The sequence below is a fragment of the Pseudomonas sp. TH43 genome (assembly GCF_016650635.1).
Taxonomy (GTDB): Bacteria; Pseudomonadota; Gammaproteobacteria; order Pseudomonadales; family Pseudomonadaceae; genus Aquipseudomonas.
Genome location: NZ_JAEKFI010000002.1, coordinates 237,120 through 254,547, shown reverse-complemented (window position 1 = coordinate 254,547; position 17,428 = coordinate 237,120). Strand labels below are relative to the sequence as shown.

The window sequence follows — 17,428 nt, the reverse complement described above, 5'->3', positions numbered from 1 at the left end:
TCGTTGTTTATCTACCAGAGCCCGGCGTCGCGCCGGGCTCAATCCTGAACGGACTTGTGGTTATTTATGGAAAAGTCGAAGTGGCGCAAAGTCGGTATGGGATTGGCGTTGGCAGTGGTGGCGGGGTTGGTGTTTTACACGGTGCAGGCACCGGCAGAGGCGCCGCAGTACCTGACCGCCACGGTCGAACGCGATGACATCGAGAACGCGGTGCTGGCCACCGGCGTGCTCGAAGGGATCAAACAGGTTGATGTCGGTGCGCAGGTCTCCGGCCAACTGAAATCGCTGAAGGTCAAGGTCGGCGACAAGGTGAAAAAAGGTCAGTGGCTGGCGGAGATCGATCCGCTGGTGCTGCAAAACACCTTGCGTCAGGCTCAGGTCGATGAGGAAAACCTGCAAGCGCAGAAACGCGCCACGCAAGCCCAGCTCACGCAGACCAAGGCGATTTACCAGCGTTATCAGAACCTGCAGGAGGATGCGTCGATCTCGCGCCAGGATTTTGAAACCGCCGAGTCGAACTACCGGGTGCAGCAGGCCAACCTGATGTCGCTGGATGCGCAGATCAAGAGCGCGCACATCCAGATCGACACGGCCAAGGTCAATCTGGCGTACACACGGATTGTCGCGCCGATCGATGGCGACGTGGTCGGGGTCGTCACGCAGGAAGGGCAGACGGTGATCGCCAACCAACTGGCGCCGATCCTGCTGAAGCTGGCAGATCTGGACACCATGACAGTCAAGGCGCAAGTCTCGGAAGCCGATGTGATTCACATTGCGCCGGGGCAGGAGGTGTATTTCACCATTCTTGGCGAAGACAAACGCTATTACGCCAAGCTGCGCGGCACGGAACCGGCACCGCAGAATTTTCTCGAAACGGCACCCACCGGCACGCCGAAACAGAGCGCTGCGGTGTTTTACAACGCGCTGTTCGAGGTGCCGAATCCCGACCATCGCCTGCGTATTTCGATGACCGCGCAGGTGCGTATCGTCCTCGACACCGCCAAGTCGGTGCTGACCGTGCCGGTGGCGGCGCTCGGGCCACGTAACGCCGACGGCAGTTTTCCGGTGCGTGTACTGGACGGAAAGGGCCACGCGCAGTCGCGCAATGTGCAGACCGGGATCAACAACAACGTCAAAGTGCAGATCAATGGCGGTCTGGCTGAAGGCGATCGCGTGGTCATCGGTGATCCGCTGACCAATGTGGCGGGGGCCTGAGCATGACTGAGCCCCTGTTACAGCTCACCGGTATCACCCGCAGTTTCACCGCCGGCGATCGCGAGTTTCTGGCCTTGAAGAACATCAACCTGACGATCAATGCCGGGGAAATGGTTGCGATCATCGGCGCCTCCGGCTCGGGTAAGTCGACGCTGATGAACATCCTCGGGTGCCTCGATTACGCGACCGCCGGCAGCTACAAGATCAATGGCCGGGAAACCCGCGATCTGGACAATCAGGCGCTGGCCGAATTGCGCCGCGATTATTTCGGTTTCATCTTCCAGCGCTACCACTTGCTGCCGCACTTGAGCGCGATGCACAACGTCGAGATGCCAGCGATTTACGCCGGCACGCCTCAGCTTCAGCGCCATGCCCGGGCCAAGGAGTTGTTGGCACGGCTGGGACTGGAGGGTCACCTGACGCACCGTCCGAGCCAGTTGTCCGGTGGCCAACAGCAGCGCGTTAGTATCGCCCGGGCCTTGATGAATGGCGGCGAAGTGATCCTCGCCGACGAGCCGACCGGCGCGCTGGACACTGCCAGCGGCAAAGAAGTGATGCGCATCCTGCTGGAGCTGCACGCCGCCGGGCACACGGTGATTCTGGTCACCCATGACCCGAAAGTCGCGGCCAACGCCGAGCGCATCATCGAAGTCAGTGACGGCGAAATCCTCAGCGACCGCGCCAACGAACGTGACACCACGCACTTGCTCAGTGACGAGCCGGTGGCGCCGAAAGCGACGGCCTCACGGCGTCTGGTCGCCAGTCTCGGACTGTTCAAGGAGGCCTTCAGCATGGCCTGGGTCGCATTGATTTCCCATCGCATGCGCACCTTGCTGACCATGCTCGGGATTGTTATCGGCATCACCTCGGTGGTGTCGATCTCGGCGGTTGGCGAGGGCGCCAAGAACTACGTGCTCAAGGACATCGCGGCCATCGGCAGCAATACCATCGATGTCTATCCCGGCAGCAGTTACGGTGACAAGCGTGCAGCGTCCATCGAAACGTTGACGCCTGCCGATGTCACGGCGCTGAATCAGCTGTACTACGTCGACAGCGCCACGCCGATGATCGGCCGCAGCCTGTTGCTGCGCTATCGCAATATCGATCTGGATGCGCAGGTCAACGGTGTCAGCGATCAGTATTTCAAGGTGCGCGGGATCAAGATGGCGGCGGGCATCCCGTTCAGCGAAAGCGATGCGCGGCGCCAGGCGCAGGTGGTGGTGATCGATCACAACACCCGCCAGCGCCTGTTCGGACAGGATGTTGATCCATTGGGTCAGGTGATTCTGATCGGTAACCTGCCATGCACGGTGATCGGCGTGGCGGCGCAGGATAAAGGCCTGTTTGCCTCGGGCAAGACCCTTAACGTCTGGGTGCCCTACGAAACGGCGGCCGGGCGGGTGTTGGGTCAGCGTTATCTGGACAGCATCAGCGTGCGCATGAAGGACGGCCAGCCGAGCAAGGTGGTGGAGGAACACGTCACGCAATTGTTGCTGCAACGCCACGGCAGCAAGGACTTCTTCACCAACAACCTCGACAGTGTCTTGCAGACGGTACAGAAAACCAGCCGCTCACTGGCGTTGCTGCTGTCACTGATCGCGGTGATTTCGTTGGTGGTCGGCGGTATCGGCGTGATGAATATCATGCTGGTGTCAGTGACTGAACGGACCCGCGAAATCGGCATTCGCATGGCGGTGGGCGCGCGGCAGTCGGACATTCGTCAGCAGTTTCTGGTGGAGGCGGTGATGGTGTGTCTGTTGGGCGGGGCGATCGGGATTTCGCTCTCGTATGCCATCGGGCATCTGTTTTCGCTGTTTATCAAGGAATGGGAGATGGTCTTCTCGCTGACCTCGGTGCTCACGGCGGTGATCTGCTCGACGCTGATCGGCATCGTCTTCGGCTTCGTCCCGGCGCGCAACGCCTCGCGACTTGACCCGATTGAAGCGTTGGCACGGGATTAAGAGCTACCCCTCACCCTGACCCTCTCCCGGAGGGCGAGGGGACTGAGCGTGCTGATCTTTCGAGTTGCGCCGATGTGGGATACCGGGTCGAACTCGGATTTTGAAAAGCACAAAGGCAGGCTCCCTTTCCCCCTCGCCCCTATGGGAGAGAGGGCCGGGGTGAGGGGGAGAATCTCACTGACACACCGAAAAAAACCGAAGCTCTCGCTAATCCCTGTGTATCAAGCCGCACTCGACGCAGACGTCTCCAGCGGCGAATACATCCAGCGCATCAATGAATGTCGCCCGCTGATGCCGAGTTTGATCGCGGCGCGCTTGAGGTAGCTCTCCACGGTGTTGACCTTGAGCTGCAACTGTTCGGCCAGCTCCGGGGCCGTGCGCCCGGCGAGCAGGCCGATACACACTTCGCTTTCACGGTTCGACAGGCTCAACCCCAATTGCTGCAAACGCTCATTGAAGCGCAGGCGCAGGGTCTCGATGCCCGAGCCTTCGGTGGCCTCGGCCGGGCGTTCGCAGTCGGGATCGGCCGGTTGCAGGGCACAGATGTGTTTTTCTACCATCGGCAGCAGCAGCGGCGAAATATCTTGCAGGCGGCTGCGCTCCTGCGCGGAAAAACGTTGCGACTGATCGTTGCGATACACCGAAATCACATAGCGGTAGCCGTCCTTGCGCCGGGTCAGATGCAGTTGCGAGGCATCGGTGACTGTCGACGAATCAGGGTTCGGCAGGTCATGGGCGGTCGCTGCGTTGTGCTCGGAAAACACCGTTTCGGCGAGCAACGCGGCTTCTTTCAACGGTTCGGGTTCATTGCGGCGGGTGGCACGGCCCACCGGCTCGACACGCATCTGCCGAATATGGGTGGCATCGACGGCCAGTTGGGTGAGGATCAGGTCATGCAGCATGCGCGGAAAATGCCGGCTGCCGGTGCTGGCGATGACCTTGCCGATATGCGGGAACAGGTGTGAGTTCATATTGTTCGTCCATGAGTTGCAATGGGGTACTCGCGTCCCTGGAATACCGGCGTGAAGCTCCATGGCCGGCAAAAACATTTCCAGACGACGATCCTATCCTAGTACAACGTTTCGACGACCGTTTAATGAAGGCGTTATTAGCTCATAACCGCGCAAGCCTGACTTGGCGCGTGCCTATCCGATCCTGCCACTGAGTAAACCTGCGGCCACCGCCACCAGCGCGGTGTTGAGGCACGCCAGTGCGAAGCCGAACCTGATCAGTTCGCCTTCCTCGGTGCCTTGGGTCTTGGCCAGCCCGAGAATCAACATGACAATCGACAGCGAGCCCAGGGCGGCATGGCCTGCTGCGCTGTTTTGTGCCGCCGCCAGCAACAGGCGCGAGGCGTCCGGGAGCATCGCGATGGCCGGCATGAAGATCGCGTTGCCACCGACGTTCGATCCGGTCATGTAACCCGACAGTGCGCCCAGCAGGCTAACCACAGATGTTGCTGCGGTGGGCGACAGGCCGGCGAGCAGTTGCATCAGGCCCGCGAGGAATCCGGCCTTGACCATCATCTGCGACATCGCCAGGAAGAAAAAAATCGTCAGCAGCGGTCGCTTGGCCCGCGCCACCAAGGCTGCCGGCAGGCTGATGTCGGGGCTCGTTGAGCGCGGTGTTTTCCGCCGATGCAGTTCCAGCCCGAGCAACACCAGCAGCAAGGCAACACCCGGCGAGGCCAGGGGTTTCCAGGTCACTTGGGCACCGTGAACGACCCACAGATCCTGCCAGGCGGTGAGGGCCCACAAGGTTTTCAACGCAACAATGCTGACAATCAGCGCCAGATACGGCCAGGCCTGACGTGGCCAGTGCACTGAACCGTGGCCGTTGCTGCGGCGATGCAGACGCCATAACCCACTGGCCAGAACGGTGCTGGCGGTCAGCAGTCCCGCCGCGACACCGGCGACTTCCGGCCCCAGCCAGCGACTCGCCACGTAGAGCACGCCGACAAACACCAGCCAGAACAGACCCAGCGCGCGCCATTCCCGCGCCTCACGCACGCCGGCGAGGAACAGCGCCAGCGCACTCAAAACGAGGAACACCGGTGCACTGGTCAGTGCTGAAGTCGCCGCCAGCGCCCGCGCGTCAAGATGAGCCAGCGAGGCGCCGATCACCGTGGCCAGGCCCAACGTTCCCCACGGCATGATGGCCATGCCGGTCAGGGCAATGCGCAGCGCAACCCGGCGCTCGAATAGGCTCAAGAGCAACGGCACCGTGGCGATCAAGGACACGCCGAAACCGGTCATGGCTTCCAGCAACGGTGCCAGTCCGAGAACGATGAACACCAGTTGATCGCCGCGTCCCAGTCCCAGCGAACGCACCCATTGGCTCAGGGCCAGATTCACGCCCAGACGCTCGATGACGATGACGAACGCCAGCCCCGGCACAATCACGAAAGCGGTGCTGGCGAACAGCACGACGGTGTCTTCGGCGGCGGCGAGCAGGCTCGCCCATTGCCACGCATCAGCGATACCAGCGAGCCACAGCACTACCACCAACAACGTGCCTGCGATGGCTGCGTGTACGGGTGGGCGGCGCAGCACGACGAGCATGGCGGTGACCAACAGGACGGGAGAAAGATGAAACAGAGCGACCATGCCAATGAAATCCTGTGTGAGTCGCTGCGAATGCAGGCGGCGAGCACGATAATATTTCTCACGATCAGATAAAGGGTCGCGGTTTTCTGCTAGTTTTCGAGAAAATTTCTCACGGATTGACCATGGCCAAAAACCTCGCAGCTTTCGACTCACTGGACAAGTTCGACCGGGCCATCCTCGACCTCGTCCAGCGCGACAACACCACGCCGTTGCGCCTGATGGCCGAGCAGGTAAACCTCAGCACAGCCGCTGTTCAGCGCCGTATCAAACGAATGGAAGAAGCGGGCGTCATCACCGGCAATGTCGCCATTGTCGACCCGACGGCGGTAGGGCGACCGATTACCATCATTGTCGAAGTGATGGCCGAACGTACCAGCCTCGAAGCGCTGGAGGCCATGAAAGCGCACTTTGCCGTACCCGAAGTTCAGCAGTGCTACTACGTCACCGGCGAAGTGGACTTTGTCCTCGTGTTGACGGTTGCCAGCATGCAGGAGTACCAGCTGCTGGCGCGGAAACTGTTTGCCGAAAACGCTAACGTCACCTGGTTCAAGACCATCGTGGCGCTGGACCGGGTCAAGGTCGGGCTGGACGTGCCGAGTGGGGCCGGCCAGTGCTGACGCCCAAGGCGTTCGAACAGTAATATCGATTGTCCCTTTTGGGTTGACAGTGAAACGCCTTTCAACTGATTTATCCCCGTTCGATGCGTCAGTAATCTGTACCCAACTTGAACGCAACAACAACTTCCAACATCGAAAAGGGACGCACACCATGACCACTCCAACCTACAACCGCCTGAACAAAGACGACGCCATCGTGCTGCTGGTCGATCACCAGACCGGGCTGATTTCGCTGGTGCAGGACTTCTCGCCGAACGAGTTCAAGAACAACGTTCTGGCCCTGGCTGATCTCGCCAAATTCTTCAATTTGCCGACCATCCTCACCACCAGTTTCGAACAAGGCCCGAACGGCCCGCTGGTGCCGGAACTGAAAGAGATGTTCCCGGATGCGCCGTACATTGCTCGTCCAGGCCAGATCAACGCCTGGGACAACGAAGACTTTGTCAAGGCGATCAAGGCTACCGGCCGTAAGCAGATCATCATTGCCGGCGTAGTGACGGATGTGTGTGTGGCGTTCCCGACGTTGTCGGCGCTGGCGGAAGGGTTTGAGGTGTTTGTCGTGACCGATGCTTCCGGCACCTTCAATACCACCGTGCAGCAGGCGGCATGGAGTCGCATGACCCAGGCTGGCGCGCAACTGATGAACTGGTTTTCAGTGGCGTGTGAGTTGCACCGTGACTGGCGCAACGACATTGAAGGCCTGGGCAATCTGCTGTCGCAGCGGATCCCTAACTATCGCAACCTGATGAATGGCTACGCGGCGCTGACCGCTCAGCAGAAGTAATCACGCATTGCTGCATCGCCAAGCCTGCCCTGAAAAGCAGGCTTTTTGCGTTGCAGGAGAAGATGGCGACGATCCGCGCGAGTGATCGCGGGGGCCTCATTCAACGTTGGCGGCTATCAGGCTATTGACCCGTGAAACCAGGGTGTCGACCGCAAAAGGCTTGGTCAGCACTTGCATGCCCGGCCCGAGTTGACTGCTGCCAATGACAGCATTTTCTGCGTAGCCGGTAATGAACAAAGTCTTCAGTTTTGGCCGGATGGCCCGGCCCGCATCGGCCAGTTGTCGTCCGTTCATGCCGCCCGGTAATCCGACATCGGTGATGAGCAAGTCGATTTGCGCATTCGAGCGCAAGACTTGCAAGCCTTCGACGCTGTCGCCGGCTTCCAGCAGGTTATAACCCAGTTCGCCAAGCACATCGTTGAGCAACATGCGCAGCGTGGGTTCGTCGTCGACAATCAGAATCGTCTCGCCTGGTTTCGCAAGCGGTGTTGTCGTGCTGTGCGTGGCATCGTGATTTTGCAGCGCCTCACCGTAGTAGCGTGGCAGGTAGATACACATCGTGGTGCCTTGGCCGACTTGCGACTGCGCGCGCACCTGTCCGCCGGATTGCTTGGTGAACCCGTAGATCATCGACAGCCCCAGACCGGTGCCCTGGCCAAGTGGTTTGGTGGTGAAAAACGGGTCGAAGGCTTTGGCGATGATGTCGGGCGCCATGCCGGTTCCGGTGTCCGTGACGCACAGGCACAGGTACTCACCTTCGGGTATGTCCAGCGCGCTGGCCGACGCAGCATCAATGGCGCGATTGGCCGTTTCGACGGTGATACGCCCGCCATCAGGCATGGCATCGCGGGCGTTGATACACAGATTCAGCAGGGCGTTTTCCAGTTGGCTGGCATCGACGAGCGTCGGCCACAATTGCGCGGCCGCGACCGTTTTCAAACGAATGCCGGGGCCTACGGTGCGCTGGATCAGTTCGGTCATCCCGACGATCAGGATGTTGACATCCGTCGGCCGTGGATCGAGTGTCTGGCGGCGGGAGAAGGCCAGCAAGCGGTGGGTCAGGGCGGCGGCACGTTTGGTCGCGCTCTGGGCGGTCACCATGTATTTGTCGACGTCCTTGAAACGGCCTTGACCGATACGTTTGTCCATCAGTTCCAGAGCGGCCGAGATGCCGGCCAGCAGATTGTTGAAGTCGTGGGCCAGGCCGCCGGTCAGTTGACCGACGGCTTCCATCTTTTGCGACTGGCGCAGTTTTTCCTCGGCTTGCATGAGGTCGGCCGTGCGCGCGGATACGCGTTGTTCCAGTGTTTCGTTGAGCGCGCGCAATGCCGCGTTCGCGCGATCTCGCTCGGCCTCGACATTGCGCCGATCCTCAACATCGATGAGTACCCCGGGAAAGCGCAGCGGGGTACCGTCATCGGCGCACTCGACACGCCCGTTGGCTTCGATCCAGCTGTATTTTCCATCGGCGCCGCGCACCCGGTATTGATGGGAATAGGCGCCACCACGGGCAATCGCTTCATTGATCGCGCCCGTGACCCCGTCCCGGTCATCGGGGTGGACGGTGGTTACCACTTGCTCCAGGCTCAGACCGATGTGGCCCAGCGCCGGATCAAGGTCAAAAACCCTGGCGAAGGCTTCGTCCACGGTGAAGCGATCCGTCGGCAGGTCCCAATGCCAGGTGCCGATAATGGCGCCGGCGGCGAGGGCCAGTTGCACGCGCTCGACGTTTTCCCGCGCTACCGCCTCGCTGATCCGCAGCCGTTCCTCGGCCGCTCGGCGTTCGGTGACGTCACTGAAAAAGATCGCGATTTGTCGATCGGCGGGGTCACCGACACGCACGGCGCGCACATCGAACCAGCGTTCAAAGGTATTGGCGTAATTCTCGAAGTTCGCCGGTTCTCCGGTCTTGGCCACGTGGCCATAGGTTTCGAACCAGAAACTCTCCAGATTGGGCGCGAACTCGGTGACCCATTTACCCCGCAGGTTGACGCCTGCGTGCCGTTCGAATGCCGGGTTGGCTTCAACAAAGCAGTAATCCACGGGGCGGTCGTCGGCGTCGAACTTGACTTTGACGATGGCGAACGCTGCCTCGATGGTTTCCAGGATGGTGCTGAAACGCGCTTCGCTACTGGCGAGCGCCGCCCGGCTGGCGGCCAGTTGGGCGGCCATGTTCGGCGTTGCTGCTGCGCTGTTCTGCAGAACCTGGCGCAGATGCAAGAGCTCTGCCTCCAGTTCTTCGCGAGTAAGCCGTTTCAGAATTTTCACCACTCGGGCTTTGTTGGTTTTTGTTGGCGTTTATTAAACACGGTTCAAACCTGGATCGGGAATCCCACCATTGACACGCCGGCCGATGTTTTAGTTGCACCCGCAACAGTGCGTGCAGCCTGTTTCATAACGCTTCGCCGTTATCGAGGATGTCGAGCAACTTCTGTCCTCGCTGCCAAAGCGCCTGCTGCTTGGCTTGAGGCATACGGTCGAGGTTTTTGTACATCATGGCCATACGCTGATTGCCACGCAGCAAATCGCCATGGCGCAGCAGAAAATGCCAGTACAGCGCATTGAACGGGCAGGCGTTGTCGGCGGTGCTTTCGCTGACCTTGTAGGCGCAGCCGCGACAGTAATCAGACATGCGATTGATGTATTGCCCGCTGGCGCAGTAAGGCTTGGAGCCGAGGTAACCTCCGTCAGCGTGCATGACCATGCCGAGGGTGTTGGGCAGTTCCACCCAGTCGAAAGCGTCCATGTAGATCGCCAGGTACCACTCGCAGATCTGGCTCGGGGCGATGCCGGCAAGCAGGGCAAAGTTACCCGTGACCATGAGCCGCTGGATGTGATGGGCGTAGGCGTGTTGCAGGCTTTGACCGATCGCCTGGCGCATGCAGTTCATCTGCGTTTCGCCAGTCCAGTAGAACGCTGGCAAAGGCCTGCTGTTGGCGAATGAATTGCCTTGGGCGTAATCAGGCATCTTCAGCCAGTAAACACCGCGTACGTATTCGCGCCAGCCGATCAGTTGCCGAATGAATCCCTCGGCGGCGTTGAGCGCAATGCTGCCTGACCAGTAAGCCGACTCGACGTCACTGCACAGCTGCCGCAGATCGAGCAGACCGATATTCAGCGCAGCACTGATGCGCGCATGAAACAGAAACGGCTCATCGTTGGCCATGGCGTCCTGGTAGTCGCCGAATCCGGCCAGGCCGTAATCCAGAAAGTAATTCCATAACGATTGAGCGTCGGCGTGGGTAACCGGATAGTTGAAATCATCCACGACACCGTAGTGGTGGCTGAAGCGCTGTTTGACCAGCGCGAGTACTTCGCGGGTAATGGCGTCTGCGGAAAAGCCGACCGGGTAGGGGGCTTTCACGCCCTTGGGCAGGGCTTTGCGGTTTTCCGCGTCAAAGTTCCAGGCACCGCCGACCGGTGTACCGTCGCCATTGATCAGTAAGCGGCTCTTGCGGCGCATCTCACGGTAGAAGAACTCCATGCGCAGCTGTTTTTTGCCGGCCGCCCACGCGCTGAATTCGGCGCGACTGCACAGAAAACGCGTATCGGCGTGCCAATCAATGGCTACACCGCACTCCTTGAGAGACTGCTCCAGGCGCCAGTCGCCGCACTCAGTGACGTGCAGTTCGGCCGGTTGCAGGAGGGCCTGCCAGCGTCGCAATTCAGCCGGCACCGATCCACTGTTATTCGGGTCTTCCAGAGTGACGTACTCGACGCGTACGCCTCGGGCCTGCAGCGCCTTGGCGAAATGGCGCATGGCGCTGAAGATCAGGACGATCTTCTGCGGGTGGTGAGGCACATGGCTCGCTTCCTCCATGACCTCGACCATCAAGACCGCATCACTTGCGCGATCGAGCCCCTGCAACGAGGCGAGGTCAAACGACAGTTGATCGCCGAGGATCAGGTACAAGCGATTAACTTTGTTCATTCGGTAGAGTCCCGCAACGTCAGGTGCATCAACAAGGTGTCAGCAAAAAAAATGCAGCCGCAGCGCTTTGCTCCGGCGTGCATCAAGGTGAGTCCTGTAGAGCGAATCGTTCATTGATGTTCTGCCCCGGCCTGGCGGCGGAAAAACAGCGTCACCTGGCCCACTTCGACACCGAACTTGGACATGCTGGTGCGATTGATCAGGGTGTCGTCGTCCATCAGGTACATCCAGTCGTCCATGCTCACCTCATAAACGGAGCCATCGACCGGAAGGCTCAGGCGGTAGCGCCAACGTAATGCGTTGCCGGCCACTTGCCCCGTTGCTTCGCCCACGACATCGCCAGCGCGGCCGCGCCAGTGGCCATCCCCTTGCGGGGTCAGCGTCCAGACGCGACGTTCACGAGTGCCATCGCTGTAAAGGAAGCGCTCGTCGAGAATCAGATTATTACCCTCGCGATGACTCTGGACGTCGACCTCGAAGCGCTTGGCAACTTCGCCCGAGCGTTTCTGAAAGATCCCCCAGGCTTTGACAGGCTTGCTGAAGAACTGCACCAGATCCAGCGACGGTTGCTGGTTGGCGTAGTGGTCGACATCGACGCTGCCGCAGCTGGTCAGGCTGAGCGCCAGCGCCAGTAAAGCCAATAGACGGGTCATAGAGGTTCTCTCTGATCACACGGTTGAGCGGGAGTGAACATGGGTGAAGTTGATTGTACGGATTGCTTTTTCTGTACAGGTTTACCGGGCGTCCGCGGCGCAAAATCGACAGAGCTTTCAGTCGACATCGCGCGAAATGTTGCGCGCAGAGCAACCTCCGCCGTCAACCTTGGCCGTCAATGGCGTCGGCGTTGCTTGTACATATGGTGACTGCTTGTATAGGTTTTTTAAAGATAGGCCGAAATAATCAAACTGACAATGCAGCGTGAATTTTTTCTGGAGGCGGGCACTTGCTGGATCGAGGCTTTGGGAAAGCCCAGGAATGGGAGGGACAACGTTGCTGCGCGATGTAACGCAAGGCTCCCGCCGAGACGGGAGCATTCACTGATCCGGTTTGATCGTTGCGTTATGCGCTGTAAACAGGGTAATCGACATAGCCTTCGGCATTGCCGCCATACACCGTCGCCGGGTTCAGCGGATTCAATGGCCAGTCATTGGCAATGCGCGCCGGCAGGTCCGGGTTGGCCATGAACGGGCGGCCGAACGCGACAAAGTCGGCAAGGCCTGAGTCGAGCAACTGCGCGCCCGATTCGGCGTTGTAGCGGCCGGCGTAAATGATCGCGCCGCTGAACGTGTCGCGTACGGCCTGACGAAAGGTTTGTGGCATCGCTGGCGCGTTGTCCCAATCGGCTTCGGCGATGGACAGGTAAGCAATGCCGACGTCTTCCAGCACTTTGATGGCTTCGATGTAAGTGCTGTGCGGATCTTCCTCGACCATGCCCAGATACGTCCGCGCTTCGTCGGTGGTGGTGAACAACGGCGCGAAACGCACGCCGACTTTTTCTTTGCCGATGCATTCGGCGACACCGGCCACCACTTCACGCAAAAAGCGCAGGCGATTGTGCAGCGAACCGCCGTATTGATCGGTGCGCAGATTGCTGTGGGCGGAGATGAACTGGTTGACCAGATAACCATTGGCGCAATGCAGTTCGATGCCGTCGAACCCGGCGTCCATGGCGTTGCGTGCGGCCTGGATGTACAGCTGAATCAAGTCCTGCACTTCATCGGTGCTCAGTGCGCGAGGCGCGGAGGGTGCGACCAATTCACCGGCACCCGGCGCGGTTTCGATGAACACGCTGACTCGGTCGGTGGCCACGGCCGAGGCCGATACCGGCGCTGCGCCGCCAGGTTGCAACGCGGTGTGGGAGACGCGGCCGACGTGCCAGAGCTGGGCGAAAATCACCCCGTCGACGGCGTGCACAGCCTCGGTGACTTTGCGCCACCCGGCAATTTGCTCGGGGGTATGAATGCCCGGCGTCCAGGCGTAACCCTGGCCGCGCGGTTCGATTTGCGTGCCTTCGGTGACGAGCAAACCGGCGCCGGCACGCTGCTGGTAATACTCGGCCATCAATTCATTGGCGATGTTGCCTGGCTGTGTGCTGCGCTGACGGGTCAGGGGCGGCAGGACGATACGGTTTTTCAGGGTGTGCAGGCCCAGTGTGGCGGGCGTGAAGAAAGCGCTGTTATTCATGGGGTACCTTGTCAGTGGTTTATTAGACCAGTCGACTATTTCTCGGGCGAAAAAAACGCCGTGCGACGCGCACACGGCGTTCGGATGAAAGGTCATTCGTGGAAACTTGCGCCAATAATCAGCCGAGCATGTTCAGCAGTTTTTCGGCAACGGCGGCGGAGCTGGCAGGGTTCTGGCCGGTGACCAGTTGCCCATCGGCGACCACATGCACTTGCCAGTCGGCGACTTTCGAGTAACGGCCACCGAGACGCTGGAACTCGTCTTCGATCAGGAATGGCACGACATCCGTCAGGCCGACGGCCGCTTCTTCGGAATTGGTGAAACCGGTGACTTCGCGATGCTGAATCAACGGTTTGCCATCAGCCCCGACCACATGACGCAATACGCCCGGTGCATGGCAGACAAAACCGTGTGGCTTGTTGCTGCGGTCGAAGGCTTCGATCAAGGCGATCGAGTGTTTGTCTTCGGCCAGATCCCACAGCGGGCCGTGGCCACCTGGGTAAAACACCGCATCGAAATCATCAGCGCTGACGTCGGCCAGGCGTCCGGTGTTGGCCAGTGCCTGTTGGGCGGCCTGGTCATTGCGGAAGCGATCGGTTTCAGCCGTCTGTGCGTCGGGCTCATCGCTTTTCGGGTCGAGTGGTGGCTGCCCACCGGCTGGCGAAACCAGCGTGACGTCGGCGCCGGCATCCTTGAATGCGAAGTAGGGGGCGGCGAACTCTTCCAGCCAGAAGCCGGTTTTCTTGCCGGTGTTGCCGAGTTGATCGTGGGAAGTCAGAACCATCAAGATTTTCATAGAGCACCCTGGGTTGGCTGGGTGATATCGCGGCACGAGGGATTCGCGTTGCGTCGACACCCGGAATTCAGTTGACGGGGCGCAGCATAGTTTCCAATTAGACCAGTCGTCTAGTATTTTTTTATCGGAAGATTTTTCGTCGGCAGGTGTGGCAAACTTCCCATCCTGTGAAATATACGACTGGTCTATTGTTTGGTAATCAGCACCCCATGAAACCGACCTACGACGATACCCGCCAACATTTGCTCGACACCGGCCACCGGATGATGGCCGAGAAGGGCTTCACCAGTGTCGGCCTCAACGAAATCCTGCAAACCGCCGGCGTGCCCAAGGGCTCGTTCTATCACTACTTCAAATCCAAAGAGCTGTACGGCCAGGCCTTGCTTGCGGATTACTTCGTTGGCTATCTGGCGGACATGCAGCAACGCCTGACGTTGCCTGGGCTGACGGCGTATGAACGGCTGATGGATTACTGGCAGGGCTGGCAGGATCGCTGCACCCTGGAAGGTCACGGCGACGAATGTCTGGTGGTGAAACTCAGTGCCGAAGTCGCCGACTTGTCCGAGTCGATGCGCCTCACCTTGCGTGATGGCGCCGAACAAGTGGTGGCGCGCATCACCGAATGCATCGAGCAGGGCCAGGCTGAAAAGAGCCTGCCCGAGGGCGATGCCCGGCAACTGGCGGAAACCTTGTACCAACTGTGGTTGGGCGCCAGTTTGCTGAACAAGTTGCAGCGTACGGGGCAATCCTTGAATACGTCGATGGCCATGACCAGGCAACTGCTGCGCGCCTGAGCGCATGGTTACCCAGCGCCGACCTGGCGGACAGGTCAGCGCTGATAGCTCGCCTCAGAACTCTGGCGTGTACTTCACGCTGAACATCACATTGCGCGGATCGCCGAAGTTGTTGTTGCCATTGAGCTGGTTGTACGCAGCGGCGTAATAGCGCTTGTCGAACAGGTTGTTGGCGTTCACCGCCAGACCGATTTCCTTGCTCAACTGGTAGCCGAGGCGAGCGCTCCAGACGGTATAACCCGCCACGTCGTAGGTGTGTTCATAGCCCAGCGTATGGCTTTGCGTGGTGAAACCAAGGCCTGTACTGACGCGTTCCCAGTCACCGCTGAACTGGTAATCGCCCCACACCCGCAGCATGTGTTTCGGCGTCCAGGTGCTGAAGACTTTGCCTTCGTTGTCCGGGTCATCGAGGTATTTGGTGGTGTTGTAGGTGTAGCCGGCGAAGAGTTGCAGGTTGTTCAGGACTTCGCCGCTGATCTCGGCTTCGATCCCTTGGCTGCGGACTTTGCCGGCGGCATTGGAGCAATACCAACCGTCGCAGACCATGCCCGACGCGAGGTCGTTGATGGCGCGGTTCTCCTGGTCGTAGCGGAACAGCGCCAGCGAGGTATTCACCCGGCCATCCAGCAATTCGCCCTTGAGGCCGACTTCGTAGTTGCTGCCCACCACCGGTTTGAGCGCCGTGCCGCTCGCCGTGCGGTTGGTCTGCGGCTCGAACACGTCGGTGTAGCTGGCGTACACCGCCCACTCGCGGCTCAAGTCGTAGACGATACCGGCATACGGTGTGACTTCGCCGGTTTCGTTCATGGTGCTTTCCGGTTGAGGGATCGCCACATTGCTGAAGGCTCTTTGCGTTGCGTACTTGTAGCTGTAGTCGAACCAACTGACGCGCGAGCCCAGCACCAGAGTCAGCGAGTCGATCGGTTTTACGCGCCAACTGCCATACAAGCCCTTTTGGCGAATGTCGTATTTGCTCGGCGTACCTTGGCCGCCCGGTGTGTTCAGTAGCCCTTCGTAACTGATGTCCGGCCGGTCATGGTCGATGTCGAAAATCGTGTCAGTGCTGTTGGTGTTAAAGGTTCGAGCGTATTTGTCGTCGGACGTGTATTTGGAATAGTTGCCGCCGAGCATCACTTCGTGGGCCATCGACAAGGCTTCGAAGTGGCCGGTGACATTCATGTCGAGACCGAGTTTGGTCGAGTCGAAATCGGTGACGAAGTCCGCGTATTGAATGCCGCTGCCATCGGGGTTGATACCGTCGCCGCTGGTTTGCAGACGCTGGCTTTTGCCCTTGTTGGTTTCATCCATGCGCACTGCGCCGACCTTGAATGCCCAATCGTCGTTGAAGCGGTGCTCCAGATCGGCGTAAAGCGTGGTGACGTCGATGTCCAGATGGTTCCAGCGCGCGCCGCCGTAGGTCGATCGCGGCACATTCAACGGCTTGCCGTCGGAGTAGCGAGGCAGGCCACGGATCATCGGGCGTGACTCGCCATCAGAGTTGCTGATGGCCAGACCGAGCGTAGTGTCGTCGCGCAGATCGAAGTCCAGTGCGCCGTAGAGCGAGTGGGTTTTGCTCCATTCGTAATCGACGAACGACTGGCTCTGGTCTTCGTCGGCAACGAAGCGCCCGCGTACGGTGCCCGATGAATTCAGCGGGCCACCGGCATCCAGTTGCAGGCCGTAGTGATCCCAGGAGCCGGCCTTGCCGGTAATGGTCACGGTCGGCGCATTCTGACCGCGTTTGCGCACCAGATTGATCGCGCCGCCCGGGCTGCCGGTGCCTTGCAGCAGGCCGGATGCGCCACGGAGAATTTCCAGGCGGTCGAAGAAAATCAGATCCTGCGTCGCCCAGTTGCCCAAGCCATAGAAGTTGCGCGGGATCGGTACGCCGTCGTACTGCCAGTCATCGATCTGAAAACCGCGCGAGGTGAGGATCATGCCTTTGCCCACGCCCTGAACACCGACCAGACCTGTGGTTTTGTTCGCCGCGTCCTTGAGATCGGTGAGGCCTTGATCATCCATCTGTTTGCGGGTCATTACCGTGATCGACTGCGGAATTTCCTTCAGCGTATGAGTGCCTTTGCCGATGGTCACGGCACGCGCGGCGTAGGAGCCCGAGCCTTCGGTGGTGGCGTCGAAGCTGCGTTCGACGATGTTCGTCGCGTCCAATTGCACGGCGGCACTGTTATCGCGGGCCGGCTCGACGCTGAAGTTGCCTTGCCCCGTCACGCGCAACTGCAAACCGCTGCCCGCCAACGCTTTCTGCATGGCTTGTTCAGCGGGCATTTGGCCGGTCACTGCCGGCGCACGTTTGCCCTGCACCAGTGCCGGCTCCAGCGAAATGATCTGCCCGCTCTGGCCGGCAATGGCATTGAGCGTGCTGGCGAGAGGGCCTGCCGGCAGGTTGAACGTCAGGTCTTGCGCCAGCGCTGAAGTCGACAGCGTTGCCAATGCAACGGCAGCGGAAAGGTTACGGGGCCACGTGTTGAACACAACATTCTCCTGTTTTTGTAAAAGCGTCAGGAGATAGGTCGGATGAG

Annotated in this window: 13 protein-coding genes; 5 read left to right on the top strand and 8 right to left on the bottom strand. The window is 59.9% G+C overall.

The features are described 5' to 3' along the window. The first annotated feature begins 66 nt into the window (after positions 1–66). Together macA and JFT81_RS08130 are read left to right on the top strand one after the other, a co-directional pair. Positions 67–1,215, top strand: a complete 1,149-nt coding sequence (gene macA, locus JFT81_RS08135) for a macrolide transporter subunit MacA (RefSeq protein ID WP_201202742.1) — start codon at positions 67–69, stop codon at positions 1,213–1,215. 2 nt (positions 1,216–1,217) lie between these two features. Further along, positions 1,218–3,176: a MacB family efflux pump subunit gene (locus JFT81_RS08130; protein WP_201202747.1), complete on the top strand. Its 1,959-nt coding sequence runs from the start codon at positions 1,218–1,220 to the stop codon at positions 3,174–3,176. Between the two features lie 221 nt (positions 3,177–3,397). Here the strand turns inward: JFT81_RS08130 and JFT81_RS08125 are convergent, their stop codons facing one another. Further along, a complete protein-coding gene (locus JFT81_RS08125) occupies positions 3,398–4,147 on the bottom strand; it encodes a helix-turn-helix transcriptional regulator (protein WP_201226870.1) in 750 nt (249 codons plus the stop codon). A gap of 174 nt (positions 4,148–4,321) precedes the next feature. Beyond that, the gene (locus JFT81_RS08120; RefSeq protein ID WP_201226869.1) at positions 4,322–5,782 is read right to left on the bottom strand and encodes an L-lactate permease; all 1,461 of its coding nucleotides are present in this window, start codon (positions 5,780–5,782) and stop codon (positions 4,322–4,324) included. Between the two features lie 122 nt (positions 5,783–5,904). On the opposite strand from JFT81_RS08120, the gene JFT81_RS08115 reads away from it, so the two are divergent. Both JFT81_RS08115 and ycaC read left to right on the top strand, forming a co-directional pair. Continuing rightward, positions 5,905–6,399, top strand: a complete 495-nt coding sequence (locus JFT81_RS08115; RefSeq protein ID WP_201226868.1) for an Lrp/AsnC family transcriptional regulator — start codon at positions 5,905–5,907, stop codon at positions 6,397–6,399. Between the two features lie 151 nt (positions 6,400–6,550). Further along, positions 6,551–7,183 (top strand): isochorismate family cysteine hydrolase YcaC, encoded by a 633-nt coding sequence (gene ycaC / locus JFT81_RS08110; protein ID WP_201226867.1) that lies wholly within the window; start codon positions 6,551–6,553, stop codon positions 7,181–7,183. Positions 7,184–7,279: 96 nt separating this feature from the next. On the opposite strand, the gene JFT81_RS08105 is transcribed toward ycaC, so the two are convergent. From JFT81_RS08105 to JFT81_RS08085, 5 genes are all read right to left on the bottom strand, one after another. Then, a complete protein-coding gene (locus JFT81_RS08105; RefSeq protein ID WP_201202751.1) occupies positions 7,280–9,451 on the bottom strand; it encodes an ATP-binding protein in 2,172 nt (723 codons plus the stop codon). 124 nt (positions 9,452–9,575) lie between these two features. Further along, complete coding sequence (locus JFT81_RS08100) at positions 9,576–11,114, bottom strand: cryptochrome/photolyase family protein (protein ID WP_201226866.1); 1,539 nt, start codon at positions 11,112–11,114, stop codon at positions 9,576–9,578. A 110-nt stretch (positions 11,115–11,224) separates the two neighbouring features. Continuing rightward, positions 11,225–11,767: a DUF3833 domain-containing protein gene (locus tag JFT81_RS08095; RefSeq protein WP_201202752.1), complete on the bottom strand. Its 543-nt coding sequence runs from the start codon at positions 11,765–11,767 to the stop codon at positions 11,225–11,227. Between the two features lie 406 nt (positions 11,768–12,173). Then, positions 12,174–13,298: an alkene reductase gene (locus tag JFT81_RS08090; protein WP_201226865.1), complete on the bottom strand. Its 1,125-nt coding sequence runs from the start codon at positions 13,296–13,298 to the stop codon at positions 12,174–12,176. A gap of 118 nt (positions 13,299–13,416) precedes the next feature. Further along, positions 13,417–14,094, bottom strand: coding sequence for a type 1 glutamine amidotransferase domain-containing protein (locus JFT81_RS08085; RefSeq protein ID WP_201226864.1), 678 nt, complete (start codon positions 14,092–14,094; stop codon positions 13,417–13,419). A gap of 209 nt (positions 14,095–14,303) precedes the next feature. On the opposite strand from JFT81_RS08085, the gene JFT81_RS08080 reads away from it, so the two are divergent. Further along, the gene (locus JFT81_RS08080; RefSeq protein WP_201226863.1) at positions 14,304–14,888 is read left to right on the top strand and encodes a TetR/AcrR family transcriptional regulator; all 585 of its coding nucleotides are present in this window, start codon (positions 14,304–14,306) and stop codon (positions 14,886–14,888) included. A gap of 54 nt (positions 14,889–14,942) precedes the next feature. On the opposite strand, the gene JFT81_RS08075 is transcribed toward JFT81_RS08080, so the two are convergent. Then, entirely contained in the window at positions 14,943–17,381 is a 2,439-nt protein-coding gene (locus JFT81_RS08075) for a TonB-dependent receptor (RefSeq protein WP_201226862.1), read from the bottom strand. Positions 17,382–17,428: the final 47 nt, after the last annotated feature.